Source organism: Pedobacter sp. ASV1-7 (assembly GCF_040203335.1).
Lineage (GTDB): Bacteria > Bacteroidota > Bacteroidia > Sphingobacteriales > Sphingobacteriaceae > Pedobacter.
Genome location: NZ_JBEHBV010000010.1, coordinates 61,975 through 87,978 on the forward strand (window position 1 = coordinate 61,975; position 26,004 = coordinate 87,978).

The following is a 26,004-nucleotide window of genomic DNA, read 5'->3' on the forward strand; positions in this document are numbered from 1 at the left end:
TTTACTTTCCAACTTTAATGTCTACGGTTATAAATCCTGTATTAGCATTTGCAGATCTTGATTTAACTATTAGCACACCATATTTGTTGCCAGCTGTTTTAAACACAATCACATTCCCGTTAGCCATTCCCCCTGACGTTTCCGAAGCGACAACAAGAGAGTTTTCATAAAGGGCTGTGATATCAGCAGTTGAACTGATCAAATCAAAATCATTCTGTGAAAATACAATTTTCTTGATAAGAGTTTTATTTCTTGTTAACCAATTTGCCATTGCGTCTGCCCCATAAGCAGCAACGGTATAAATATTATCCGATACACTTGCTAAAGTAGGCGAAGTGATATTATAACTATTGGTTGAACCGCTGTAAAAAACTGACAGATCAATACTTGCCGATATTTGTGCTGAACCAGCTGTAGGATAGACCTGACCAGTAGCTGCATTGAAGAATGGACCTGCTGTGGTACAACGTTGAGCACCCAGATTAAGATTAGGGAATACATTAAAGTCTACAACCTGAGAACGTTTTACAGCCAGAGTAAAAGGTTGTCTGACCAGGTTCCCCATGACATCCATTACCTCTATGTAGAACTCCAGTGTTTTATCTACATCAGTAGCTAGTGGATGATAAGTAAACCGATAAGTATCCTCTTTTGGATTAGTAAAGCTCGTTTTGGTTAAAGCTGGTACTTCTACCTGGTTAAGGAATGTTTTGATATAACGGAAATCGTATTCTGATTTAACGCTGATACTGAAATCAGCGGTTTCAGTATCTTTAATTTCAACAGGAGCTGTACCTGGAATAATGACACTGATGTTAGCGGGAGCAGATTCGACATACACTACAAAATCTTTCTCTACGAGCTCTCCCTCTTCACTTGAAACTTTCAGTTTAAAAATCAGGCTTTTCCCAACCTCGGGACCAGAAACTTTATATACATGCTTTAAGTCTACCTGATTTGCAGCACCTGCTGTAGCTAATTTAAGACTACTTCCATCAAGCATCAGCTCAGCGTCTTTAATCTTCAGGGAGCTTGTAGATGTGATGCTCAAATCGAAATTTATCTCGTTAGAAGAGTTGACTATATACGGGATCGCCACATTCTGTGTAACCTTTACAGAAAACTGATTCGGTTGTTGTTCCTTATTGTCTTTTTTACAAGCGACGAAGCCTGTAATCAATAAGAACATTACGATTTTTAATAATTTGTACCTCATGATCAATACTAATTAACGTAAAATGGAATTACTGCACTTGCTACTTTCTTATGGGCATCATCATTTACAAAAACAATTAACCGATATGCACCGGTTTCATTTGGCGCCGTGAAAGAAATATTTGCCGAAGCATTATTGGGAATGAGACCCGCAATAGCATCCGGAAGACTTCCATCAGCTGCCGCTGTTTTCTCTTTAACGATTCTCCAGGAGTAAGTCAGCGGATCATTATCCGGATCTGTCGCTACAACTGTTGCTGTATGTGCAGAAGCTTTAGTAACCATAATATTGTCCTCTGCTTTCTTACCATCCATTAAAACCTGGTTCCTATCCTGAATTATAGGTGCCCTATTAGAAGGATAAGCTCCTGTCCAGGCAAACTGCATTGCATCTACAGCAGGAAAAGTGTAACCCTTTTTATCAAAAAAACCATACCATGTCAATACTTCACCATGTGTTTGATAACCCCATAAGAATACAAAAGATCCGATACATCCTTTTGATTTATTGGCCAGAATATTATCCTTATAAGCTTGCTGATAGACATCAGCTTTCTCAGTACTTGTTTGTTCAACCAAACCACCCCAGCTAAGTATTCTTGTAGGTTCTGGCGCCATTTGCCAGGTACCTCTGGGTCCATATTCAGTAATCATATATGGCTTTTGCCAATTGGCTGTAGTCAGGTTACCCAACACCCCTGGTAAATTAGGTGCATAAGTGTTTACAGAAAGGATATCGATATTTGGTGCAAGGTTGATGATATTCTTGATATGATCAACATTAGAACTAGCTAATGCAGTTGTAGTAGGATGATTCGGATCTATCTGATGAATAAATGTGGCAATTTCATTGATCGCAGACCATAGCTTTACATTAGTATAGCTAGCTTCTGCTTCATTTCCGATAGACCAGCATAAAATTGCAGGATGGTCTTTGAACCTGATGATATCCTGTTTCATTTTTTCCAACTGCTGACTGACTGCCGTTGCATTATTATAATCGAAGCCATCAGTTTCCCTGCCAATATAGAGTCCAAAATTCACATACAAACCTGCAGCATAAGCTCTATCAAGAACTGTTCTTGTAGTATCATTAACTCCGTAGGTTCTAATCGTATTGGCTCCGTAGTTGATTGCCCTTTCTGAGAACTTATTCGTGGATACACCTTTGATGTAAAATTCAGCTCCATTTACCTGCATTTGCCATTGTCCAGCCACTTTAGATAAGCTAACCTTAGCCGGAGGATCCATAAATGTTTCTTCGAATGAATTTTTAGGTATTGGATAATCGTATTTATCCTTGCAGGCCCCAGCTGTTAACACCAGGAGTAAATAAAAGATGATCAATTGACTTTTCATATCGAAATAGGTTAATTGGTTTTGATGATCTGATTTAATCCTTCTAGTTTAGTTGCCAGATCAGTATATGAAACATCCTGAACAGCAACATTACCATCTATTGCCATCACAGCTGCAACAGCTGCCGATTGTCCAAGAACCATATAAACAGGTTCCATTCTTATCGAGCTATAGGCTACGTGAGATGAAGACAAACATAGCGGCACTAAAAGATTGGTACATTCATTTTTCTTTGGTGTAATGGCATAATAGCTAATTGGATATGGCACAACAGCTTTAAAAATTGTCCCTTCAAAACGTAATTTCCCTTCACCATCCAACACTTTTGATACATAATGGCAGTCTAAAGCATAAGAACCTAAGCCGATAGCATTTTCAGCATTCTGTCTGTTCTCTTTACTGATATTTTTTTCGACCATAACATATGTCCCCTGCATTCTTCTGGCCTCTCTAACATAAATCTGGTAAGGAAAATTCCCAGTATCAGCAAACTCATCTTTAGGCAAACCCCAGTTGCTCATTTCATTTCTAACATGCTCCGGAACTCTTGGATCATTCTCCAGAAACCATAACATCCCTAAAGCATAATCTTTGTGCAATTGTTCAAGTTCTTTTCTCTTCTCATAGCTTCCCTCTGCGTAATCATAACTAGCACCAAAGAAATCTAAATGGTTGGTATCAGTCTTACGGTTTGGCATTGGCGTTAACGTAATGATTTTTTGCAGCTCTAAACCTGGATTTAGTTTCAACTGTCTGGCCAATACCTCATACCATAATGGATTATAGTTTGCAGGTTTCTGAATTTTTATTCTGTTCGCCGGATCATCAGTTAAAGTAAGTCTGTAGCAATAAGCTTGTACCTTCTTATCCTTTGCACCTTGTTTACTTGGTATTCTTTTATCGATATAAGGCAACAAACCAGAGTTTTTATCACCCTCGATTACATATGGGTCTATTTTGGTTAAATCTGCTCCTTTTTCATAATTGATCCTATAGCCATTTAAGGTCTCTCCATAAGTATCATTTGATTCTCTGCCTACGGTATAAGACACACGAGCATTAGCCATAAGGTCACCTTCGTATGTGGCATCTACAAATACCTTAGCCTCGATTGACTTACCACTTTCCATTTGAATGCATACAATTTGCTTCCCTTTCTTTTTTACGCCACCTTTTAATTTTAAACGTTCATTATGCCATACTTCAACATTTGATTCTTTCAACATTTCTAGCATAATCCTTTCTGCAATTTTCGACTCATATACCCACTGCATTTTACGTTCTTCATTTTTACCTTTATAGGTTCTTTTGAGCGATTTGATGAAGAATTCATCACGATTCTGATTTACCCAGGCTTCTGGCTTTAAGTAGTAATTATACAAGCGTTGATAGAATTCTCTTGTCAGTCCACCTACTACTTCATTTCTGTTCATATCTGTAGCCGTTAAGCCCGAAGTTACCAAACCACCTACATGGTTGTTCTTAGAAACCAGCACCACTTTTTTTCCTAACCGACCACTCTGTATAGCAGTGATTACACCAGAAGCCGACTCCCCATATACACATATATCGTAGGTATTCGGATTATTAAAAGCATAAGTATTAAATGAAGTAAGTAATAGAATTATATAAATGATCTGTTTCATATCTTGATTTTAATTTAGTTGTATCCTGGATTTTGAGGGAAGTTATTGGCTCCCATATTGATAATTTCTGCTTCTGGAATTGGCCACCTCACAAAATGTGGATTTGCAGGCAGGTTAGTACGTCCGGCTACTGAAGTTGATATCTCCGGATCGCCTGCATAATTTTTAACCTGAGAGATGAGGATTCCCAATCTTTTTAAGAAATACCATCTATCTCCTTCAAAAGCAAGCTCTCTGGCCTGTTCATCAATAATATCTTTGATGGTTAATGAACCAGTAAACTCATCATTTCCTGCTCTTTTCCAAACCTTATTAAAGTATTCCTTCGCTAAGGTTTGATTGCCTTTCATCAGCGCAGCTTCGGCCCCTATGATATAGGTTTCGGCAAGACGATAAATGATCAGGTCTTTATAACTACGCGTCTCCGATGGTGTACGTGTCCAGATGTCTCCATATTTTGTACATCCAGGATAAACCAATCTGTTTTTGTTACCACTTTTGTATAATGGAAAATAGTCACCAGGATTTACCGTCACACTTCCATAAGGGATAGCCTTAGGCGTGGTGTTTTTATATTTATGGATATAGAAGGAATTATATCGTTTATCCTTAAGCGGGTTATACAGAGAGAATAGATAAGGACTAGGTAAGCATCTGCCATAAGTATAACCCCAATTATCATAACTACAGGCATATTCTGCTGTTCCTCCAATTTCAGTTCTATATGAGGCGATAAAATAAGCGGAGAAATAATTCCCCAGAGGTGTAGTATTAGATAAATTTCCACCTGGGTTCTTGCTCCATTGCTGCACCATTAATGCTTCGCTATGGTTCAAATCTGCTGCGTTAAAAACACTATCCAACGACACCAATCTGTATTGTCCGGATGTATTGATTTTATCAACCTGATCGAGTACCGTATCCCAGTCTTTAGCCCATAATGCAGCTTTAGCTTTCATATGTCTTGCTGCGGCCTGATTAAACCTTCCTGGTTCTGTGGATTTCCAGGGTAAGTTCTCAATGGCATAGTTTAAATCACTATAAAGAAGATCAAAAATCTCTGCGTTACTGGCTGCTTTATAGTTTTTAGGTGCATCTACATTTTCCCATGTCGTAGGTACTGTATTAAGCCAGATTCTGTCGTAAGTTCTGTATAATAAGAAGTATGCCTGTGCTCTAAAACATTTCGCTTCTGCAATTGTAGCTTTTAGACCATTTGTTTCAGGAAGCTTTTCGCCTGCACTGATAATTTCATTTGCCTTTCCAATAATCTGATACATGGTACGCCACATATGCGCTACCTGTGAAGATGATGGCCTGAGGTTATTGGCATCATAAATACCAAAGTAGTTTCCTGTTCCACCGTTAGTTACCGAAAGATCTGTACCTCTTTCCAATGCAAAAATTGTTGCATTCTCTGTATCGTTCGCATAACTCCGTAACAAAGAGTACACAGCACTTGTAGCTAATTTTAATCCACCCTCTGTGCTATAGATATAATCAGCTGAGTACTTTGTAAGATTTTCCTCTTCTAATACTTTAGAACAGGATATCATTGTTGCTGACAACAATAAAACATAAAATATACTTCTTTTCATAATTCCCTTCGTTTAGAATGAAAAATTAATTCCGAATAATAAGGTCCTTGGCTCTGGATACTGCCCTGGATTTTGTTCAGGTCCATAAGCCTGAACATCAGTCATGGTCCATACATTGCTTATGGTACAGAACAATTTCAAATTGTCGAGCTTAACTTTCTGTATCAATTTTTCGGGCATGTTATAAGCCAGGGAGATATTCCTCAATTTTAGATAATCTGCTTTCTCGTAAGCACCAGAAGCCAAGAATGCGGGTGCTTGTACCATATTTGGAGCTGGTGCCGTATTTGATTGATTATGTATGGTCCAATAATCCCTACGGATACCATTTCTTTTTCCGGTCAAATCTCCACCGGTATCGAAAGTAGCCAGGTAAGAATTATAACGATAGCCACCAGTCAGGTAATAGAAATCCAATGATAGACTTAGGTTTTTATAATCAAAACTGGTGATGAATGAAGTCAGCCATTTCGGATCTCTCTGGATAATCACCCTGTCATCAACTGAAATTACATTGTCACCATTTATATCACCAACCTTTACCCCACCCGGTTTAGCACTTGGCATTGCCGATCCGGCAATATTATCAGACAACTGCCAGATTCCGTCAAAACGATAATCATAATACACGTTCATAGATTCACCGATGAACCATTTGTTATTTAAATCGTTTTTAGGAAGGCCATTCGCATCTAAAGAACCATCAATTTTCTTAATCTTATTCCTGTTAAGCGTGAAATTCACACTCATATTCCATTTAAAGTCTTTGTTTTCTATGATAGCTCCATTTACACCAATCTCTACACCTCTGTTCTGTACATGCCCCAGATTAACCAATTGGGTTTGATATCCAGTGGTTGTAGCCAAAGAACGTTCTACCAGTAAATCAGTGGTCTGTGTATCATACAATTCAATGGAACCATTAAGTCTGCCATTAAAAAAACCATAATCAATACCCAAATTGCTTGATGTAGAAGTTTCCCATTTTAGTTTTGGGTTTCTCAATTGTGAATCTGGCAGATACCCCACCTGTGTGTCATTTCCGAATTCAATCAGATAACGATCAGCCAATCCCAGCGTGGTGTATGGACTAATCCCCTGATTACCCACCTGCCCATAGCTCAATCTCAGTTTTAAATCTGATAGAAATTTAACATCCTTTAAAAAAGACTCCTCTTTAAGTCTCCATGCAACTGCTGCCGCAGGAAAATAGCCATACTTATTGTTAGCTCCGAAAACAGAAGAACCATCCACCCTTAAAGACAAAGTCACCAGATACTTACTATCAAAATTATACCTTGCCCTTCCCATATAAGACAGTAACTTCCTGTCAGACATTTCATAGGCCATTACCGCATAAGTTTTGGCAGAACTAATGGCATTATACGATAGGTCGTCGTTAGCAAAACCAAAGCCAGTATTGCCAACTCTTTTCCATTGGATTCCGTTGATACTGGCCATGGCTGTGGCATCAAAATGATGCTTATTGATATCCTTATTGTAATTTAGAATTCCTTCTACCACATAATCATTATAAGTGCTTTCCGAAACGGTTGCTTCACCTCCATTATTTCGTCCAGTGGTATGTTTTAGTCCTAAATAAGTGTTATCCTGTACCTTTCTGTTGTTTAAACTAGTATTTAGTCTGAAAGAAAAATCTTTGTTGATCTTCCAATCGCCAAAAAGATTAATATTTACCCTGTCGGTGATGCTGTTATTTACGGAATTGTCGATATTCCAAAGCGGATTATAATGTGACTCTCCTGCTTCAGTTACATCCTCTCTCAGAGAACCATCATCATTATAAACCTTTGACAATGGAGGCATTGTGATAAATGAGCTAAAGCTTCCATCAGCAATGTTTCTATATGATTTGGTGTAGGAAATATTAGTTCCGACCGAAATTGCTTTGGATAGTGTTTGATCGACATTCAATCTACCCGTGAAGCGTTTAAAGTCTGAGGAGGGCACCAGACCATCCTGATAAAAATGTCCCAGCGACAATGCATATTTTGTCTTTTCACTTCCTGATTGGATCAGTACATCATTTTTGTTCTGATAAGCAGTACCAAGCATTACATCTTCCCAATTCACATATTCTTTAGAGCTGTATACATCACGCATTAAGCCTCTAAAAGCCTCTTCTTCATCATAATAACCATAGGCATTATAAAAGGCTTCTTTTCTATAAGCTGCCCATTGTTCACCGTCATAAAACTCGAAGTTTCGATAAAGGTTTTGTGCCCCTGCATAAGAATTTACATTGACTTTAGTTTTTGAAGATATACCTCTCTTGGTTGTTACCAAAATCACTCCATTTGCTGCCCTGGCACCATAAATTGACTGGGAAGAAGCATCTTTTAAAATTTCAATTGAGGCAATTTCATTGGCATTGATATCATCAATACTTACTGTAGGTATACCATCAACAATATATAAAGGATCATTACCTGCAGAAAGAGATCTTCTACCTCTGATAAGAATGCTAGAACTTCCACCAGGGGATGCATTACCAGCTGTAACCTGTACACCGGTAGCTGCTCCCCTTAACATTTCTGCAATGCTGGTTGTTGGCATTTTATTGATTTGGGCAGAAGTTACAGACGATACGGAACCCGTTAAATCTTTACGCTTTTGTACCCCATAGCCTACTACAACAATCTCGTTCAAGTACTGATCGGCCTCAACCAATTTCACTTCATACTCAAGTCTTTCATCCAATTTCAGCACCTGGATAGTAAAACCCAACATACTTAGGTTCAGCTCTGTATCACTATCAGTCACTTTGATAGAAAACCTACCATCATTATTTGTCAAAGTCACCGCATTGGATACATTTGTCCTGATAGTTACATTGGGCAAAGGTTTAGTCTGCTGATCTACTACCCTTCCATTTATTACCCTATCCTGAGTAGATTTTTCCTTTAGTTTCTTGATAATAACGGTGTTGTCTTTAATGACATAAGTTACTGATGAATTGGCCAGAACATGACCTACTACTTTATCTACAGTAACACTTTTGAAAGTTCCACTTACTTTCTTGTTTTCATTTAAATCAAGCGTAGAATAAATGAATTTCAAGCCAGTTTTCTGGTTCAATTCTTTAAACACTTCTTTAATGGTGGTGTTGCTGAACGAAATGGAAATTGTCTGCTGATTGGCTAATGCCTGACTGGCATTTAAAAAACCGACAAGGACCAACAAGCACAGTGGCATGGATAGATAACGCAGTAAGGTCAGCACCGCGTTATCGCGCCTCAATAATAGTTTTTGCATCACAAGGGTTTATTTAGTTTGTTATTTTATATAAATCTTTCCACCACTACGTTTATAGCTTACGTTGTTGGTCATTTCGATCATTTTCAGTTCTTGTTCAACATCTTCATACCTGCTGATCATACCAGTAATCGGGATGTCTTTAATGGCGCGATCTACTATAATCTCTACACCATACCAGTCGGCCAATTCTGCCATTACATCGGACATTTTCTCATTTTCAAAATAGAATAATCCTTTATGCCATGCTTCTACTTTATGTCCGTCTGTAGATTTGGTAATTAAAATCCTCGGATCATTACTTTGTAAAGAGGCTCTCTGATCTGGCTTCAGTATTACAGCTGTATTATAATTGTTATGAGTTAACCTAACCTTTCCTTCTAATAAGAGGACATCCTCATCCTTATCAAAGGAATTAACAATAAACTTTGTTCCCAATACCTCGATGGTCTGTAATGCAGTCTTAACTACAAAGGGCATATAATGATCGGCAGTTTTTATTTTTTGCACATCAAACAATACTGTTCCCTCTATCTTAACCATACGTTTACCATTCGACACAGGAAGTATTTCCAAAGTCGACTTTGGGTTTAACCATGCCCTGGTTCCATCTTGCAATTGAAAAGCAAATATCCGATTGGTGGGGTTCTTAATGAAGTTGATATCCTGACTATCTTTGGAATCTCCTGATAGTACAAAAACTTTCTCTCCATTGTCTTCTATTTTAAGCGCTTTTTTATGGAGACGACTATCATTCAGATCATAGCTTTTCCCATCATTAAGCACGATAACAGGTGAACTGCTGTCGTTCATGGCGAGTGTATATGCAGTTTGATTAGCTGGAGCAAAATAATGCTGATAGATGAAGGTAGCTGAAAGACCAATTAATGCAAGGCAAGCAGCTACTTTTAAATAGTTAAATCGACAACGAGGGGCCAAATTTACTACACTACCCCTAATTCTCTCATTTATAGCAGATTTAATTTCCGACTGGATCGCTGTAAGTTTTTCTGGAGCTACAACTTCATCCGGAATAGAATCATAAAAATAATCTACAAGATTATTCTGTTCAGCAGTAGTTTTTCCTTTCAGGTATTTGTCGAAAATCGACAAAAATCTATTCCGAATAGATTTGTTTGACATACTAAATGGTCTTATAACTACTTGTCGTAGAAAGTCCCCTTATCTCCCAAAAAAAAGTAAAAAATATGTAAACAGTGCATTCCGAAGTAATAACTTCAACTCAAAAGAAGAGTTAAGCAACTGATTTTGAACAGTTTTAACTGAAACACCTAATTGTTCTGCTATTTCTTTATTGGAGAGGTCTTCTTCATATTTTAATCTAAAAATCTCTCTTCTTTTACGTGGCAGCGTTTCTGTCCATTGTCTGAGCAGACTGAAAAATTCTTTCGAAATAAGCTGATCATCAGCATCACTACTGTCACGTATCTGTTCAATAAAATTATCGATCTCTACAAACTTATATTTTGATTTGCGGAATTCATCGATCACTTTAAATTTTACCGCCTGCATCAAATAGGCCATTACATTATCGATCTTGCGCTCAGTCCGCTTGTTCCAAAGATCTACAAAAACCTCCTGAACAACATCTTTTGCCAGGTCCTCGATCTTTAATTTGCTATAAGTTTTGATGTATAAATCTTCCCAGGTCCTTCCATAGAGTTCATCGAATGCCCCATGATCCCCCTCCTTAACGTATAGGAAGAGTTCTTCTAATGTGTATGAAGTAAACATTGGGTTCATCGTTTATGATGCCAGATTTAGATTTGGTTATAACAATATTATAAAAGATTAAATTAATATCAAAACATAAAATCCCCACATTGCTGCGGGGATTTTTAAATGAGCGTTATTTGGTTATCTTTTTGATCAGCTTTTCATAAGCCTCAGCATATTGCATCATTCCTAAATCGGACGGATGTATACCATCAGCAGTGCTATCAATATCCAGCCCTATTTCTTCGGCTGTTAACAGAGATATGTGCTTAACCCCTTGCTTCTTCATCTGGTTAAACAGGTTCTTCATCAAAGTGTTAATCTTCAAAAAAGGCTTTTGTCTATCTTCATTGACCAATGAAATTGTAGCATCCGCATGCTCAGTAAGTATAATTGGTGTATGCTTATGTTTTTGCCTGATCGTCTGAACTGCCTTTAGAATTTTCTCCTTTACTTCTGCTTCGGAGAAAATCATGAGGTTTGGTAAGCAATCCAGAATAAAAACTGAGGCTTCTTTTTCAGCTATTAGACTGGTGATCTCTGGTTCCAGTCGCCCGTTACCTGAAAAACCAAGATTGATAACAGGTACATTTAATTTACGGTTCAGGATATTTGTCCAGGCCATACCTGCTCTGGATGCAGAGGAACCCTGTGCTATAGAGGTTCCATAAACAATAATTGGCTTTGATTGCTTATCCGACAAGGTTTTGAATGTAGATTTTTTATCAATACCAATCTCAAACCACTTAGGTGTATTATATAAAGGCAAATAAATTCTATATGCTTTAACAGATTCAGGATAAAGTTTATCGAAATTGATTGAAACCGTATCATTTTTAAATGAAAGATACTGTCCTTTTACCCATTTCCATTTATTGTCTTTAGTCAGTGCATATAAGTCAACCCCACTAACCCCAGTGGCTGGCATCTGATTTAAAGCCAAACGTTCTTTCAAGCCATATTTCACTTTTATGTCTTTTGCGTCCGTTGTAAAGCTTATGTATAAACCTGCAGAGTTATTAGAAAGTTTCCAGACTTCTTTTCTCACTTGTGATTCAGCAGAGGCAGGAAGTCTGTCGTAACGGTTCTTCACCGTCTTTGTCCAAGCCTGCCCTTCTATAATAAAGCCTGTCTCTTTTTCTGGATTATACCATTGTATTTCCTGTGCAGAAGAACTATAGCTTAACATTGTCAAGAAGGCAATTGCTAATAAATCTTTTATGATTTTATATTTTAACATTTTTAATAAGCTTAATAATTTAAAATAGGATATCCATTATTCAGATTGAGATCATCTGTTTTCCATAACAATGGTGTTCGTCCATTATTCAAAAGATTAACTGTTGAAATATTTTTCATAATGGTCTCGGTCAATTCAACCTCATTGTTATTGGTATTGGTAATAGTTCCGGACAAGAAATAACAGTTAGAAATTAAACTGCTTGTCTTACCCGATATGGCACCCGCACCTGTTGTCGAAGTTAATGTTGTAGAAATAGATCCGGCATTATAGCTGTTTTTTATAAAACCGGTATTCAGATAGCCAGCTATTCCACCTACGTTTTTATTAACAGTTGTTGTTGTTTGCAATGAAATTATTCCAGTGTTGTAACAATCGCTAATTTTAGGAGCGCTTACACCATAGCCTATGATTCCCCCCACAAAAGAAACACCTTTTACATTTGCCTTATTAAAACAGCTAGAGATCACAGTTGCATTAGCATAAGCTACAATTCCACCAGCTACCCCACCGACGAGGATGTCACTTTGTCCACCTATACCTAAATTTGTAATGCTACCTCTAAGTGTATATCCAAACAACCCACTAGAAGTATAAGTATCATCATTTCTATTGATCTTAAGATTCAATACCTGATGTCCGTCGCCATCGAAATTTCCGCTAAAGGGTTTATTTACAGTTGTTGTGATGTACCATCCTATTGGCAGATAATTAAAGTGATTCAGATCTATATCATTGGTCATTTTGAAATATTTATTTTCAAAAGAATTTCCCTTATAAACCTGTTCTGACAGATAAACCAATTGTCCGGGATGAGAAATTAATGCAGGGTTCGCTTTAGTGTCCCCTTTACCTGCCGACATATCAATATCCTGCACTCCACCATTCCAGCTATTTCCAGGCAAAAGATTTTGCCATTCTACAGGAGTACTTGTTGAAGCATAATTTGTAATCTTATGAAAAGTCATAAAGTTTGCATTGTGATAGTTATCCGCCCCTCCCAATCCGTCATCAAATGCAGTACGTGAAACAAAAAGAATATCATTATTATCGAAAACCCAGTCGACATACTGAAATCCAACATTCTCTACATCGTTATTGGCCAAAACTATAGATTCGATCACCCAGGTTTCCAGGTCTGTTGAACTGCTAAGGGCCAAAACATTTCTAATTCCACCTGCCGATCTGTTATCAGCTTTGAACTGTGCCGGAGCATAATTAACCAATGCCCAGTATTTCTGAGTATTTGAATCATACCTGATATTGAATTTTGAAGATCCGCCCCAAAACTGAATTTTCTTTCCAGAGCCAGCTTCAATTTGTGCGTCGGAAGACAGAGAATAATACCCTGCATAAATACCTTCCATAGAGGCCAAACGAGATATCCCTTTTATCTTACCATCCGGACCTATAACAGCATTTGTTTCTAACCACCCAGTTCCATCTAACCAGGCAGGTTTTTGAAGTGCATCTGACTTCAGCCAGCTTGCAGGATTTAATAAATCTGCAGTTTGCGATGCCGAAACAATGTAAGACTTATTTCCAGACATCCATTTACCGTTGAGATCCGTATCATGAAATTCATAAGCTTTATAAATTCTATTGTTAGCAAATAAAACCGGTGTAGAAGAACCGTGACAAGCACCCGGAACAATAATTGTTGGAGCAGACCAGGTTAATCCCTCATCTGTAGAGCCTCGTATCACCAAATTTGCTCCCTGACTTACATCAGCTCCTAATAGAAACAATTTATTTTGATGGTAAAATAAACCGGACCAAACAGCACCTGTAACGGTTGATACATATGACCATGAAACTCCATTGTCCTTTGAGATAAAAATATCCGTAGCATTAGGAACACCAGTGCCAAAAACATCATTTGATGATAAAATATGGCCATTCGGCAATTTCACCAGACTTGGAGTCCCACGGTATTTACCACTTGATTTGGGACTATGAACCACAACAACTCCTGGCACCTGAGCAAATTGGTTTGTGGTGGTATCATTTACCACCATAAAGTTAGTTCCTTCTACTTTTTTGCAACCAAACAGAAAAATAGGATATGCTATAAAAAATATAAACAGTAATCTTTTCATCAGAATATAATTTAATTTTTACTCATTTCAGTTTATCAGGTATTTGAATTCCGTTGGGGTTTTGGCTTTTGAATAGTTTTTTATCCTATGGAATGTCATGTAATTTGAGTTATGAGCATTATCAGCTTCTCCGAATGCATCAGTAAATCCAGTACGGGAAATAAAGATGATATCCTTGCCCTCAAATTGCCAGTCGACATATTGAAATCCGTGGTATTTTACATTTTCACTTGCCAGCAGAATTGCATTTGTTTTCCAGCTTTTTAAATCTTTAGAAGAGATTAATGACAATACACTTCTCATTCCTCCTGCTCTCATCTTTGGTGCTCTTAATTTCTCGGCCGGATAATTAGTTAATGCCCAATATCTTTTTGTTTTAGCATCCCACATCACATTAAACTTAGTTGCCCCACCGATAAAAGGAATTCTTCCAACTGTATTTTCATCAATTTCAGTATCGGATTTAAGACTATAGTAACCAGCATTATATCCAGATTCATTCGCTAGTCTGGTTAACCCTACTATATTGCCATTCTTTCCCAGAACGACATTAGTTTCCAGCCATCCAGTTCCATCTATTGCAGCCGGTTTTACTATTTCATTGGTATAAGACCAGCTTTTCGGATCCATGAGATCAGATTGTTCAGGTGCCGACATGATAAAGGATTTGTTATCAGCCATCCATTTTTTCTTTTTGTCTTCAATTCCAAGATGGTCATATCCTTTATATACTCTTCCATTATGAAAAAGTACAGGTGTAGTAGAGCCATGGAAACGTCCTTCTCTTAAGATGGAATGAGCGGACCATGTTTTACCAAAGTCAGTAGATTTTCTAATCGAAAGATTTCTGTCAGATCCCCTTACGCCAAGGAGATAAACATCATTTTTCACAAGGAATAAACCTGCCCAGAACGTATCTTGTAATTCCGTCAAATAACTCCATGTTTTTCCTTTATCAGATGATTTATACACCTGTACAATATCTGATGTACAACCAGGCCCAAAGAAATCAAATGACATCAGGTAATCTCCGTTAGGCAATATTATAATTGATGGGCTACCCAGGTATTTTCCTGAACTTTTTGGAGAATGCACAATTTGAATACCGGGTACTTTTTGCTGTTTTACAGGCTCTTGAGCAAATAAATTGCTGGAAAGTGCTAATAGAAATATTAGAATTTTATGTTTCATAATAAAAAATAGTTGTCTACCCGCTTATTGATAAGCAGTTAAAAGGTTCTAAATAAATAAGTTTACGTTTTACCAGCCTGGATTTGGTGTCAACAGTTTATTGAGGCTAATATCGTACTCAGGAATTGGCAGTAATACATCTCTTTCAGTAACATTATCTCCTGCTTGCGAAGTATATTTACGATTTGCAGCTGCATTTTTTATAATATCATCTGAATTATCTTTCAGATTCTTAACCAGTAAACCCCAGCGTATCAAATCTTGTTTTCTTAAGAACTCACCACCCAGCTCAAGCATCCTTTCCTTTTGTATGGCTTTACGGAATTCCTCTTTTGAAGCCGTTTGAGCAGGAGTCAAACTTGCATCCATGATACTTGCGACTGCAATTGCCCCTGTTCCGTTTCCACCAGTTATTGTAATTACAGGTGCAGAAGTAAAATTCTTACCATAATTACTGATGGCTATTCTGGTTATTTTTCCCGCAGAAATAATCGCCGTAGCCAGAGCTCCAGTTCCTCCGCCCCCGGTAATGGTGACAGTAGGCACCGTCGTGTAACCACTTCCACCATTACTCAATGATATTGTTTTTAAAGTCTGACCATTTACCAATTCTCCATATCCTCTTTTTCTGACGTCATTTACCGCTTTAATTGCAACAGAAGTAGGCCCGTTTACTTCATTCTCTGCTTCAGCCATCATCAACAATACATCAGCATATCTAAGTAAAGGGAAATTCTGAGGCGTAAAGGTGGTGTGTTTAGGAATAAGGGTTTCATACTCGCGTCTCCATTTACCCAGATCCATGTTGTAAATATTAGTATTTAAGGTTTTTACCCTACCAGGATTACTTGTAGCAGTACCATAACCATACTGCACACAATTCCAGTCCCTCCTTAAATCAGGAGAATACTTTAACGTTGCTGCACTATTTTCATCAACCTCATAAGCTTTAAAAAACAGTCCTGTAGTTTTTATTGCTGAAGCGCTCACCCCAATCTCAGGGTCTCTGGCAAGAGGGCCACTGATATTTCCAAGATTTCCAGTTTCCTGGAAAGCATTTCCTGTTCTGTTACCCCAGAATTCAACTTCCCAGATACTTTCCTTTACATCATATTTATCCTGAGCATAATTAATAAATATCTGTTGATAGCTAGGGTTTAAAGCATGTTCTTTAGAATCAATCACTTTATTGGCATAGATGAGGGCATCATTGTATTTCGATTCGTCCTTTAATGGAAAGCCTGCCATATGTAAAAAGACTCTGGCTAATATGCCTCGGACTGTTGAAAGGCTAACTCTGCCTCCAAAGCCTAAACTGCTGGCAGTTTGTGTAGACAATAGCTCCTCAGCTTTTTTCATATCATTTATAATGTACTCGTATACCACTTTAGAATCAGTTCTGGCGATACTTACATCTTTAGTTGAAGGATTTGGGATAAGTTGTAATGGTACATCTCCATAATGAGAAACCAGAACGAAATAATAATATGCCCTTAAGAACAGTGCTTCGCCTAAAATCTGTGCTCTTTTAGTCTCGTCCATTTTAGGCTTATTTATATTGGCGATAAGATTATTAGCCCTTTCTATACCAAAATACAAGTATCTCCAAAAATAACGGACATAAGTATTGGATGGACTATGCTGATAAGTATTGAGCTCGCCAGATGGCTGAACCCCTGTCATATAAGTTTCGTCGGTACCTACAGTAATCTGCATCTGGTACCACTTGCCATAGATATAAGCATCGCCCATTACATCATAAACACCGGTTAGGGCACTACTCAATTCCTTCTCAGTATTATAATAATTTTCAGGACTAATAAAGTCTGTAGGTGTGTTTTCCAGGAAGTCTTTACATCCGAAAAAACATAATGAGACAAATAATAATATAATTTTTTTCATCTTCTTAAACCTTTAAAGTGAAACATTTAGACCGAAAGTGATTGTTCTGGCTCTTGGATATGCAGACCAGTCAAATCCAGGTGTCAAAGCCGAGTTTCTCACCGAAACTTCAGGATCAGAACCTGTATAATTTGTCCACGTATATAAATTTTGGGCCGATACATATATTTTTGCTGTTTTAAGCTTTATGGGCTTCAGCAATTCCTTAGAAAAAGTATAGCCTAATGAAACCGTCTTTAACCTTAGAAATGATCCGTCCTCAATGATATTTGAGTGATAAATTCTTGGCGGCACACCACCCGTTCTGGGAATGTTGGTATTTTGGTTGTCTGGTGACCAGCGGTTAACCACAGTAGCATATTGGTTGAAATTATAATAGTTATAGGTATTCTGTTCAAAGTATAACCTGTTTGCATTTATGATATCATTACCATAAGACCACTGTAGAAAAACACTCAGGTCAAAATTCTTGTATCGAAAATCATTCATAAATCCACCTATATGAACCGGGTTTCCATTACCTATAATGGTATAATCACTGGTATTGATTGTTCCATCGTTGTTCAGGTCTTTAAACTTCATGTCTCCAGGTTGAATACTGTTTCTGGTTCTTCCATTCGTTGGTATCTCATCTTTCAATGTATATATCCCATTGGCTAAATTAAAATCCGGATATTGATACAAACCTTCAAATTCAGCTCCATAGAACATTCCCATTGGTTTTCCAACCTCTGCATAATATGGGGCAATACCACTGAAATCCCCAACAAAGCTTACGGTAGATAAGCGATAATTCTGGTCATCTTGTAATTTCAAGACTTTATTTTTATTGAAGCTGATGTTAAAAGATGTAGCCCATTCAAAATTTTTAGTTTTGACAGCATCATATTGCAGTGCAAATTCAAACCCTTCGTTCTTAACGTTTCCAATATTTTGAAAAGAAGTAAGATAACCTGTAGTATGGGGCAATTGAGCATTAAGTAATAAATCAGTCGTCTTTTTGCTATAATAATCAGCAACAAGTCTTAATTTTTGCTTAAAAAAGCCTAGATCATAGCCGATATTAAATTGTGCAGTAGTTTCCCATTTTAAATCCACATTACCTGTTGTAGTTAAGGCCGCTCCTCTTTCAGGATTACCATTGTTGAACGAATAGTAATTAACGTAAGGATAAGTGATTCCCGAATAAGTAGCGTACTCATCTACCCTGTTATTTCCAGTTGTACCATAGCTTACCCGCAATTTTGCATCAGACACAAAACTTAGATTTTTCATAAAATCTTCCTGTTTCATTTTCCAGGCGAAAGCACCTGAAGGAAAATATCCCCAAACGTTCTTCCTTCTGAACTTAGAAGAACCGTCTGCTCTGAAACTAAATGTGAATAGATATTTGTCGCTATAGTCATAATTTAACCTTGTCAGGAACGATGCCAGGTTCCACTTTTTTGTGATGCTTTCTGGTACGATAGATGTACTCAGATCTAAACCATCAATACCCAGGCTTTCGTCTTCTATATAACTAGCTGTATAACCAGAGTAGAAGTTTGTGTTTTCCTGAATGGTAAATCCTACCATTGCATTTATCCGGTTTTTATTGATTTTGGTGTTATATGTAAGTGTATTTTCATTTAGCCAGTTATCGATTTTCCGATTATATATACCACCTGTAGTACCTTTTGTTGTAGGATAAAAAGGACTTCCTATCTGGGTTTTAGAATTATAGAATGTTTTTGTACCAAAATTATTTCCTATATACCCTCCACGAATTTTCAATTCCAGGTTATTAATTATTTTAAAATCCAGTGTACCATTGATAATGACATTACTAAGAGACCTTTCATTGATCTCATTTTTAAGAGAAATAATAGGATTCACCCTATAATCTGTCGGTGTTTCGGAAATTACAGCAGGATCAAATTGTTCTTCCAATAAATCTACATCAGCTATACCAGATACGGGTCTGTAACCTAAAGCACTATAAATTGTACTTAAACTAGGTATCCCTCCGGTTGGGTCTGAAATTATTGATCCTGTTGTTGTTGATTTGGTATAAGTAGCATTAATATTCGCCTTAAGATTTTTCTTAATTTGCTGAGATAATGAGAAGCGCCCCTGAGTTCTTTTAAAACCAGAGTTAATAATTACCCCATCAGATCCGAGGATATTTGCAAAAACTGAATATTGTGTTCCCTGGGTCCCCCCTCTTATAGCGATATCATTATTAAGTATCGGAGCGGTACGGTACAGCTCGTCCTGCATATTAATTCCGTTGATATTTCTGTAATCATCAAGAGTTCTACCATCCAGATACAATTTATCTGTTGTAGTAGGATTCAGTTCATTCTGATATTTCACAAATTCATAAGGAGATAACATATCCAGTTTTTTAGCCACATGCTGAAGTCCGTAATAACTGTTCAGACTAATCACAGGTGCGCCTTTCATCCCTTGTTTTGTTGTAATGATAATTACTCCATTAGCTCCTCTTGATCCATAAATAGAGGTAGATGAAGCATCCTTTAATACCTGTATCGATTCTATATCAGATGGGCTCACCGGACTTTCGTCAATTGATTCTATGGGGAAACCATCAATGACATACAAAGGAGAGTTTGATTGAGTAATTGAATTATTTCCTCTAATAACAATATTATTGATACTACCAGGCTGTCCGTCATTTCCAGAAACCTGAACACCGGCTATACGGCCTGCCAGAGCCTGGTCAAATGTTGCAACAGGAGCCTTTTCAAAACTCTTTATATCAACAGTAGCAACAGCGCCTGTCAAATCCCCTCTGCGAACCTGACCGTAACCAATAATAACAACATCATCCAATTTGGTAGGATTTTCCTTTAATGTGACCACCAGATTAGTTCTGTTTTTAATTTCCAGCTCTAAGTTCTCATATCCAATATATGAAAAGACCAGCACTGATTTTGGGTTAGCTATATCCATTCTGAAATTACCCATTTTATCAGTAATTGCACTTGCATTGGTTCCTTTAACCTTTACGGTGACTCCCGGAATGGGCACACCCTTTTCATCATTTACCGTTCCGGTAATTTTTAAATTCTGGATGTATTCTACAGCTTTATCAAGAAGACTAACAGACTTTTCTTTAATAACAACAGTACGCTCATCAATTTTAAAAGTCAGGAACTGGGCATCCAAACAAGTTTTCAGCGCATGTTCCAGAGAGACATTTTTAAGGCTTACTGTTACTGGTCTGGCTTTTTTTATACTTTGGTCACTGTAAAAAAAGTCATAGCCAGTTTGTTTCTTGAGGCTTTTAATTACCTCGAGTAATGGCATCGCTGAACCATTGACAGACACTTGTGCTTTACTAACAGCACTAACCTGCAACAGCATCATAATCATCATAAGGATAGTAAAGTTTAACCTCATCAGCAATTTTCTAAGTATAGCATTTCGTCTACCCCTTCCATCAGGAAAAGGCATAGACCCTCTACGGTCAGTAAAAATCATTACATTTGTTTAGTTTGGTTCTTATTTAGTTGATTCGAAAAAATTAATACAGGATAGTCCAGACATTTGCCGGGGGTAGTTCCAAGTACTCCCGGTTCTTGTTTTTTTAAGACCTTCCTTTCAGATAGCCCCTATTTCATTACCACGATCCTCCTTCCTTCCACTTTAAAATGAACCAGATCGGTCATTTCTATCTTACGAAGAACTTGTGAAACATTTTCAAAGCGGCTCATAGAGCCACTAAAAGTCTTATCCTTTAAATCTGCCTCATAAACTACCTCAACATCATACCAACGGGCAATCTTGCGCATAACAGTTCCAATTGTTTCCTGCTGAAAAATAAACTTCCCATTTTTCCAGGCTACAGCTTCTTCAATATCCACTTCCGAAATACGCAAACCATTTGCAGCAAGAACAGCTTGTTCTCCAGGCCTGATTACTTTGTTTGCAACAGCATCTGCACTTGTATTTATCCGTACTGAGCCTTCCAATAAGGTTGTTGCCGTAAACGCTTCATCCGAATAACTATTCACATTAAAATGTGTACCCAATACCTCAACCTTTTGTTTAGCAGTTTCCACTATAAAAGGACGTTTTTTATCTCTGGCAATTTCAAAATAAGCTTCCCCTTGCAGGACGACCTGACGAATTCCTTCTTTATTTAGCGATGCAGAATACGTTAAACTTGAAGCGGCATTTAACCAGACTTTTGAGCCATCAGGTAGTTGTAATTGATAAGTCTCTCCTCTTGCCGTAGAAAGGGTATTCATTCTATTGGCTTCCGTTACAATATCTTTAGCACTATATACCAATTTTCCATTAGCAGATTTAGTGATTACCACACCTTCCTCTTTCGCAAGTTCACCATTTAGAGCATCAGTTAACTTAATCTTTTTTCCGTTAGCTAATGTCAAAGTTGCACCAACAGAGCCAGGAGTTACATCATTAGCATAAGTTTCATTTTTTGGCAGTTCATTGTCTGCTTTACCGATGTAGTATAGAATGCCAGCACCTAACACTAAAAAAATAGCAGCTGCACCGGCAAGACGAGGCCAAAGTTTTGTCTGTTTCTCAAACAAAGGAAGCTGCTTGTCCATTTCAGACAATTGCACTTCAAGATCTAAATCTGAGATTTCATATTCAGGAAAAATGCCATGAGCTATCCAATCTTCAACCATTGCCCTCTCAAGCTCAGTAGCCTCACCAAGCTTATACTTCTCTAACAAAGCTTTTTCCTTCTGATTATCCATAACCACTATTTGCTGATTTTAAGAGTTAGTCAGCTAATCAGCACCTAAGGGTTAGTCTAAAAAGAAAAAAAATAAATATTTCAGTTATCAGATAAAAAACACCATTCCAAGCATAGAACCTAGCTTTACTTTTAGTTTTTTCAATGCCTGATGCATATGGCTTTTTATCGTTTCTTCGGAAAGTCCAAGTTCTTCAGCAATTTCTTTACGGGAATAGTTCGTTTTTCTGCTCATTTCAAATACCTCACGCATTTTATCAGGAAGTGCTGCAATTTCCCTTTCAATCAAAGCGGCCAATTGCTTACTCCTTAATAAATGGTCGGTGGTACTATTTGCGCTATCCAAATAATTCTTAAAACTATCCAGATACCTTAAAGAAACTTGTTTATGGGCAATTAAATTGGCAATCTTATTACGGACAGCACTGTGTAGATAGGTACTTAGAGTATAATTTATTTCTAGTCCTTCATGATGAAGCCATAGAGAGAGAAATATTTCATGGACAATATCCCACACTTCTTCTTTTTCTCCGAGACGTTTATAAGCAAAAAGGTAAAGCAAGCGTTTATACCTGTGGTATATTTCAGTATACGCCATACGGTCTCCTGTCCGAAGTAATGCGGTTAACTGTTCATCCGTATATTTGGCATAATTTCCCATTGATTGCCTTACAGCTACACTTGGCTCTTTTCAAGGCAATGTTAATAATTTATTTTTGGAAATATTCTATCATTAATGCTTGAAAAGCTTAAAATAGGAATATAGCAGTAAATATTTGAATAAAGAACAAATATTTACTGCTAAGAGAGTCACATTAAGTGATTTATTTATTAGAAATTACCTTTCCTTAATTGTGTTACAGCATAATCACAGGCTCGTGCTGTTAAGGCCATATAAGTTAAAGAAGGGTTTTGCGTACCAGTTGATGTCATACATGCCCCGTCAGTTACAAATACATTTTTACAAGAATGTATTTGGTTCCATTCATTTAAGAGCGATGTTTTGGGATCTTTGCCCATACGTACCCCGCCCATTTCATGTATATCATTCCCTGGTCTTCTGTCATCAATACGTGTTTCAATATTTGTAAATCCTGCGGTTTGAAACATATCTGTCATCTGCTCAAAATAATCGGCTCTCATTTTATGATCGTTTTCATCATAATCAATAGAGATATTTAATTGAGGAATTCCCCAGACATCCTTCAAGTCAGAATCAAGTTTCACAAAGTTGCCTTCTTTTGGAATTGTCTCCCCCATCATATGTGATCCGACTCTCCATGGTCCCAAATCCTTTTTAATCAGATTCTCTTTCAAAGCTTTACCTACTCCACTCGTATCATTTGATTCCTTACGTCTAGCACTTAGTGCAGCAGCATATCCCCTTAAAAAGTCTGTTTCTTGCTGATATAAATTTCTAAAACGTGGGATATAACCACCTCCGGCGGGGTTCCGTCCGTCAGTCTTATATTGAAGCTGCCCATCATATTCAGCAGTAATTGCTGCACTATAATTATGAAATGCCATGTATTTACCAAGCAATCCCGTATCGTTCCCCAAACCATTCTGGAATCGATCAGAAACGGAATTCAACAAAATGAGATTGGTATTTATGGCAGAAGCATTTACAAAAATCACCTCTGCATAAAAGTCAATTTCTTCTTTGGTAACCGTATCAATCACTTTAACGCCAGTAGCCTTTCCTTTTTTTGAATCATAAATAATTGAATGAACTACCGACAATGGCCTTAACGTTAATTTACCAGTCTTTTGAGCCCAGGGCAAAGTAGCTGCATTGCTGCTAAAATACCCACCAAAAGGACACCCACGCTGACAAAGTATACGATTTTGACATTGACCTCTACCCTGATCAAAATGAATTTGATTAGGTTTAGACAAATGTGCACACCGGGCACTGATTAAATGGCGATTGGGATATTTTCCTTTAATCACTTTTCTGAAATGCTCTTCAGCCGCATTCAATGGAAATGCAGGTAGAAAATCACCATCAGGCAGTTCCGCTAATCCATCTTTATTACCTGATATACCTGCAAAACGTTCTACATAAGTATACCAGTCTGCCAAATCTTTATATCTGATTGGCCAATCAACACTAAATCCGTCACGTGCCGGACCTTCAAAATCAAAGTCGCTCCAACGCTGGGTTTGTCTAGCCCAAAGCAGAGATTTACCTCCTACCTGGTAACCACGAATCCAGTCGAACGGTTTTGTCTGCACATATGGATGTTCATTATCTTTTACAAAAAAATGCTGTGAATCTTCCTTATAAGCATAACAGCGATTTGCAATAGGGTTTGCTTCCTTATCTTTAAAAGGCATTTCGTTACGATGTTCGAACTCATATGGGAACTTGTTTGTGGTTGGATAATCCTTGATATGCTCCACATTCCTTCCGCGCTCCAACACCAAAGTCTTTAAGCCTTTTTCAGTAAACTCTTTAGCTGCCCATCCGCCACTGATACCAGAACCAATAACTATAGCATCAAATGTTCTTTCTTTTATACTGTCTATTGCGATATTCGCCATATTTCTATAATCTAAAAAATCCTTGCTCAGGATTATACCGGGAAATAACCGTTGTAACGACCAGGTACAAGTTCATACTTTACCAGGTTTGTCATGACATATTCTGAGTTTAAATAGCCCTGAATGGTTTTACTCTTAGTGATTTTATAAAACTTTTGAATTGCTTTATCTTTCTCTTTGTCTAGCTGAATACTTTTAAGCAGTCCTTCCCGTTCAAGAGCTGAAGCTTCCGAAAAAGACTTACCTGCTTTTTCTTTTGCAAAATCAGCGAATTGTTCCAGGCCCTTGACAAAAATCTGCTGATCTTCTTCTTTATAACAATCATCCACCATTTTCAGGACAAACAAGTGTAATTTGAGAGATTTTGCTCCTGGAGTATCCGTTTCCGGAACAAGTGTTTCACAAAGCATTTCCAAAAGAGCTTCGTTCTCTGTTGTAATGCTAAAATTATTTAGTTTAATGGTAAGCTTTCCCGACTCCCTAAAACAAGCAGGTAGTACCATTGCTCCACCAGCAATTATTAAAAGGTTTCGTATAGCAGTTCTTCTGGGAATGATACTATTCATAGTTATTATTTCGTCAACATTTTTCTAAAATTTTTCACACTAGTCGTTACATCTGGAGTGTTGTTGTTCCAATTATATTCATATTCGGCAGAAAGCACACCTTTAAAGCCCTGACGTTTTAATTCAGCAATAACACCAGACATATTACCAACCCCAGTACCCCAATGCACATCATGAGCTTTAACATTTGCTTTTTCATTCAAATCTTTAACATGAAGCTGTTTTATATGACCTTCTAATTGTTTAAGACAAGCAACCGGGTCTAGCCCTGACCGCACCCAGTGACCGATATCAGCACAAACTCCCATTCTTTTACTTTGTCCCTTAATAGTTTTTAGAATAACCTCAGGGCTCCAATAATAACTTGGATTAGGGTGATTATGTATGGCAGCATTGATCTGGTACTTATCACAAAGTTGTGAAACCAGGGGTATATCTTTCAACTCAGGCTCACAAGTAATATTTTCTGCGCCCATTGATTTCGCAAATGCAAAAATCTTCTCCCAATCACTACTATCTTTAGTTTTAATTACACCATATGAAATCAAACGGATATTTTTCGATTTAAGCAGGTTTTGCAAGTATAACTTACTCGCTGGCGACATCTTATAATCCATTTTTTCTGTTATTCCACCACCAATTACTTGCTGAGGATAAGCTTCAACATACCTTAAACCACAACTATCAATTTTTGATAAGGCCTCGGTAAAGCTAAAGCGGTTAAAGGTATAAGCCTGTGCTCCTAATTTCCAGCCAAGGGAGACTTCAGGATTATTGGAATTTGCAGCAGATTGATTAGAAATCACCTTAGAGCTACAAGAAATAAATACACAGCATGTTAATACAATACAAACCTGTAGTATGGTACGAGCTGAAATGGAAAAAACTTTCAT

General features: G+C 37.5%; 17 protein-coding genes. All 17 read right to left on the reverse strand.

Annotated features, from left to right (window positions below):
* Position 1: 1 nt before the first annotated feature.
* Positions 2-1,216 (reverse strand): hypothetical protein, encoded by a 1,215-nt coding sequence (locus ABDJ41_RS20080; protein ID WP_349787906.1) that lies wholly within the window; start codon positions 1,214-1,216, stop codon positions 2-4.
* 8 nt (positions 1,217-1,224) lie between these two features.
* On the reverse strand, positions 1,225-2,574 hold the full coding sequence (locus tag ABDJ41_RS20085; protein ID WP_349787907.1) for a glycoside hydrolase family 2 TIM barrel-domain containing protein: 1,350 nt from the start codon (positions 2,572-2,574) through the stop codon (positions 1,225-1,227).
* Positions 2,575-2,585: 11 nt separating this feature from the next.
* The gene (locus ABDJ41_RS20090; RefSeq protein WP_349787908.1) at positions 2,586-4,220 is read right to left on the reverse strand and encodes an FAD-dependent oxidoreductase; all 1,635 of its coding nucleotides are present in this window, start codon (positions 4,218-4,220) and stop codon (positions 2,586-2,588) included.
* 14 nt (positions 4,221-4,234) lie between these two features.
* Positions 4,235-5,818: a RagB/SusD family nutrient uptake outer membrane protein gene (locus ABDJ41_RS20095; protein ID WP_349787909.1), complete on the reverse strand. Its 1,584-nt coding sequence runs from the start codon at positions 5,816-5,818 to the stop codon at positions 4,235-4,237.
* 12 nt (positions 5,819-5,830) lie between these two features.
* Positions 5,831-9,094 (reverse strand): TonB-dependent receptor, encoded by a 3,264-nt coding sequence (locus tag ABDJ41_RS20100; RefSeq protein ID WP_349787910.1) that lies wholly within the window; start codon positions 9,092-9,094, stop codon positions 5,831-5,833.
* A 21-nt stretch (positions 9,095-9,115) separates the two neighbouring features.
* Complete coding sequence (locus tag ABDJ41_RS20105; RefSeq protein WP_349787911.1) at positions 9,116-10,237, reverse strand: FecR family protein; 1,122 nt, start codon at positions 10,235-10,237, stop codon at positions 9,116-9,118.
* A 39-nt stretch (positions 10,238-10,276) separates the two neighbouring features.
* A complete protein-coding gene (locus ABDJ41_RS20110; protein ID WP_349787912.1) occupies positions 10,277-10,849 on the reverse strand; it encodes an RNA polymerase sigma factor in 573 nt (190 codons plus the stop codon).
* Positions 10,850-10,964: 115 nt separating this feature from the next.
* Complete coding sequence (locus ABDJ41_RS20115; protein WP_349787913.1) at positions 10,965-12,071, reverse strand: SGNH/GDSL hydrolase family protein; 1,107 nt, start codon at positions 12,069-12,071, stop codon at positions 10,965-10,967.
* Positions 12,072-12,082: 11 nt separating this feature from the next.
* Complete coding sequence (locus ABDJ41_RS20120; RefSeq protein WP_349787914.1) at positions 12,083-14,170, reverse strand: sialidase family protein; 2,088 nt, start codon at positions 14,168-14,170, stop codon at positions 12,083-12,085.
* A gap of 27 nt (positions 14,171-14,197) precedes the next feature.
* Positions 14,198-15,361: a sialidase family protein gene (locus tag ABDJ41_RS20125; protein ID WP_349787916.1), complete on the reverse strand. Its 1,164-nt coding sequence runs from the start codon at positions 15,359-15,361 to the stop codon at positions 14,198-14,200.
* Between the two features lie 69 nt (positions 15,362-15,430).
* On the reverse strand, positions 15,431-17,263 hold the full coding sequence (locus ABDJ41_RS20130; protein WP_349787918.1) for a RagB/SusD family nutrient uptake outer membrane protein: 1,833 nt from the start codon (positions 17,261-17,263) through the stop codon (positions 15,431-15,433).
* A gap of 12 nt (positions 17,264-17,275) precedes the next feature.
* Positions 17,276-20,749: a TonB-dependent receptor gene (locus ABDJ41_RS20135; RefSeq protein ID WP_349787919.1), complete on the reverse strand. Its 3,474-nt coding sequence runs from the start codon at positions 20,747-20,749 to the stop codon at positions 17,276-17,278.
* A 131-nt stretch (positions 20,750-20,880) separates the two neighbouring features.
* On the reverse strand, positions 20,881-21,999 hold the full coding sequence (locus tag ABDJ41_RS20140; RefSeq protein WP_349787920.1) for a FecR family protein: 1,119 nt from the start codon (positions 21,997-21,999) through the stop codon (positions 20,881-20,883).
* An 87-nt stretch (positions 22,000-22,086) separates the two neighbouring features.
* Entirely contained in the window at positions 22,087-22,659 is a 573-nt protein-coding gene (locus tag ABDJ41_RS20145; RefSeq protein ID WP_349787921.1) for an RNA polymerase sigma factor, read from the reverse strand.
* Between the two features lie 170 nt (positions 22,660-22,829).
* Complete coding sequence (locus tag ABDJ41_RS20150; RefSeq protein ID WP_349787922.1) at positions 22,830-24,545, reverse strand: GMC oxidoreductase; 1,716 nt, start codon at positions 24,543-24,545, stop codon at positions 22,830-22,832.
* 32 nt (positions 24,546-24,577) lie between these two features.
* Positions 24,578-25,111, reverse strand: coding sequence for a gluconate 2-dehydrogenase subunit 3 family protein (locus ABDJ41_RS20155; RefSeq protein ID WP_349787923.1), 534 nt, complete (start codon positions 25,109-25,111; stop codon positions 24,578-24,580).
* A gap of 5 nt (positions 25,112-25,116) precedes the next feature.
* On the reverse strand, positions 25,117-26,004 hold the full coding sequence (locus tag ABDJ41_RS20160; protein WP_349787924.1) for a sugar phosphate isomerase/epimerase family protein: 888 nt from the start codon (positions 26,002-26,004) through the stop codon (positions 25,117-25,119).

Excerpts from the sequence above, each read along its gene's own strand:
- ABDJ41_RS20160 (WP_349787924.1), bottom strand. The coding sequence starts at position 26,004 with ATGAAAGTTTTTTCCATTTCAGCTCGTACCATACTACAGGTTTGTATT.
- ABDJ41_RS20140 (WP_349787920.1), bottom strand. The coding sequence starts at position 21,999 with ATGGATAATCAGAAGGAAAAAGCTTTGTTAGAGAAGTATAAGCTTGGT.
- ABDJ41_RS20105 (WP_349787911.1), bottom strand. The coding sequence starts at position 10,237 with ATGTCAAACAAATCTATTCGGAATAGATTTTTGTCGATTTTCGACAAA.
- ABDJ41_RS20110 (WP_349787912.1), bottom strand. The coding sequence starts at position 10,849 with ATGTTTACTTCATACACATTAGAAGAACTCTTCCTATACGTTAAGGAG.
- ABDJ41_RS20145 (WP_349787921.1), bottom strand. The coding sequence starts at position 22,659 with ATGGGAAATTATGCCAAATATACGGATGAACAGTTAACCGCATTACTT.
- ABDJ41_RS20135 (WP_349787919.1), bottom strand. The coding sequence starts at position 20,749 with ATGATTTTTACTGACCGTAGAGGGTCTATGCCTTTTCCTGATGGAAGG.
- ABDJ41_RS20120 (WP_349787914.1), bottom strand. The coding sequence starts at position 14,170 with ATGAAAAGATTACTGTTTATATTTTTTATAGCATATCCTATTTTTCTG.
- ABDJ41_RS20100 (WP_349787910.1), bottom strand. The coding sequence starts at position 9,094 with ATGCAAAAACTATTATTGAGGCGCGATAACGCGGTGCTGACCTTACTG.
- ABDJ41_RS20125 (WP_349787916.1), bottom strand. The coding sequence starts at position 15,361 with ATGAAACATAAAATTCTAATATTTCTATTAGCACTTTCCAGCAATTTA.
- ABDJ41_RS20095 (WP_349787909.1), bottom strand. The coding sequence starts at position 5,818 with ATGAAAAGAAGTATATTTTATGTTTTATTGTTGTCAGCAACAATGATA.
- ABDJ41_RS20080 (WP_349787906.1), bottom strand. The coding sequence starts at position 1,216 with ATGAGGTACAAATTATTAAAAATCGTAATGTTCTTATTGATTACAGGC.
- ABDJ41_RS20150 (WP_349787922.1), bottom strand. The coding sequence starts at position 24,545 with ATGGCGAATATCGCAATAGACAGTATAAAAGAAAGAACATTTGATGCT.
- ABDJ41_RS20115 (WP_349787913.1), bottom strand. The coding sequence starts at position 12,071 with ATGTTAAAATATAAAATCATAAAAGATTTATTAGCAATTGCCTTCTTG.
- ABDJ41_RS20130 (WP_349787918.1), bottom strand. The coding sequence starts at position 17,263 with ATGAAAAAAATTATATTATTATTTGTCTCATTATGTTTTTTCGGATGT.
- ABDJ41_RS20090 (WP_349787908.1), bottom strand. The coding sequence starts at position 4,220 with ATGAAACAGATCATTTATATAATTCTATTACTTACTTCATTTAATACT.
- ABDJ41_RS20155 (WP_349787923.1), bottom strand. The coding sequence starts at position 25,111 with ATGAATAGTATCATTCCCAGAAGAACTGCTATACGAAACCTTTTAATA.
- ABDJ41_RS20085 (WP_349787907.1), bottom strand. The coding sequence starts at position 2,574 with ATGAAAAGTCAATTGATCATCTTTTATTTACTCCTGGTGTTAACAGCT.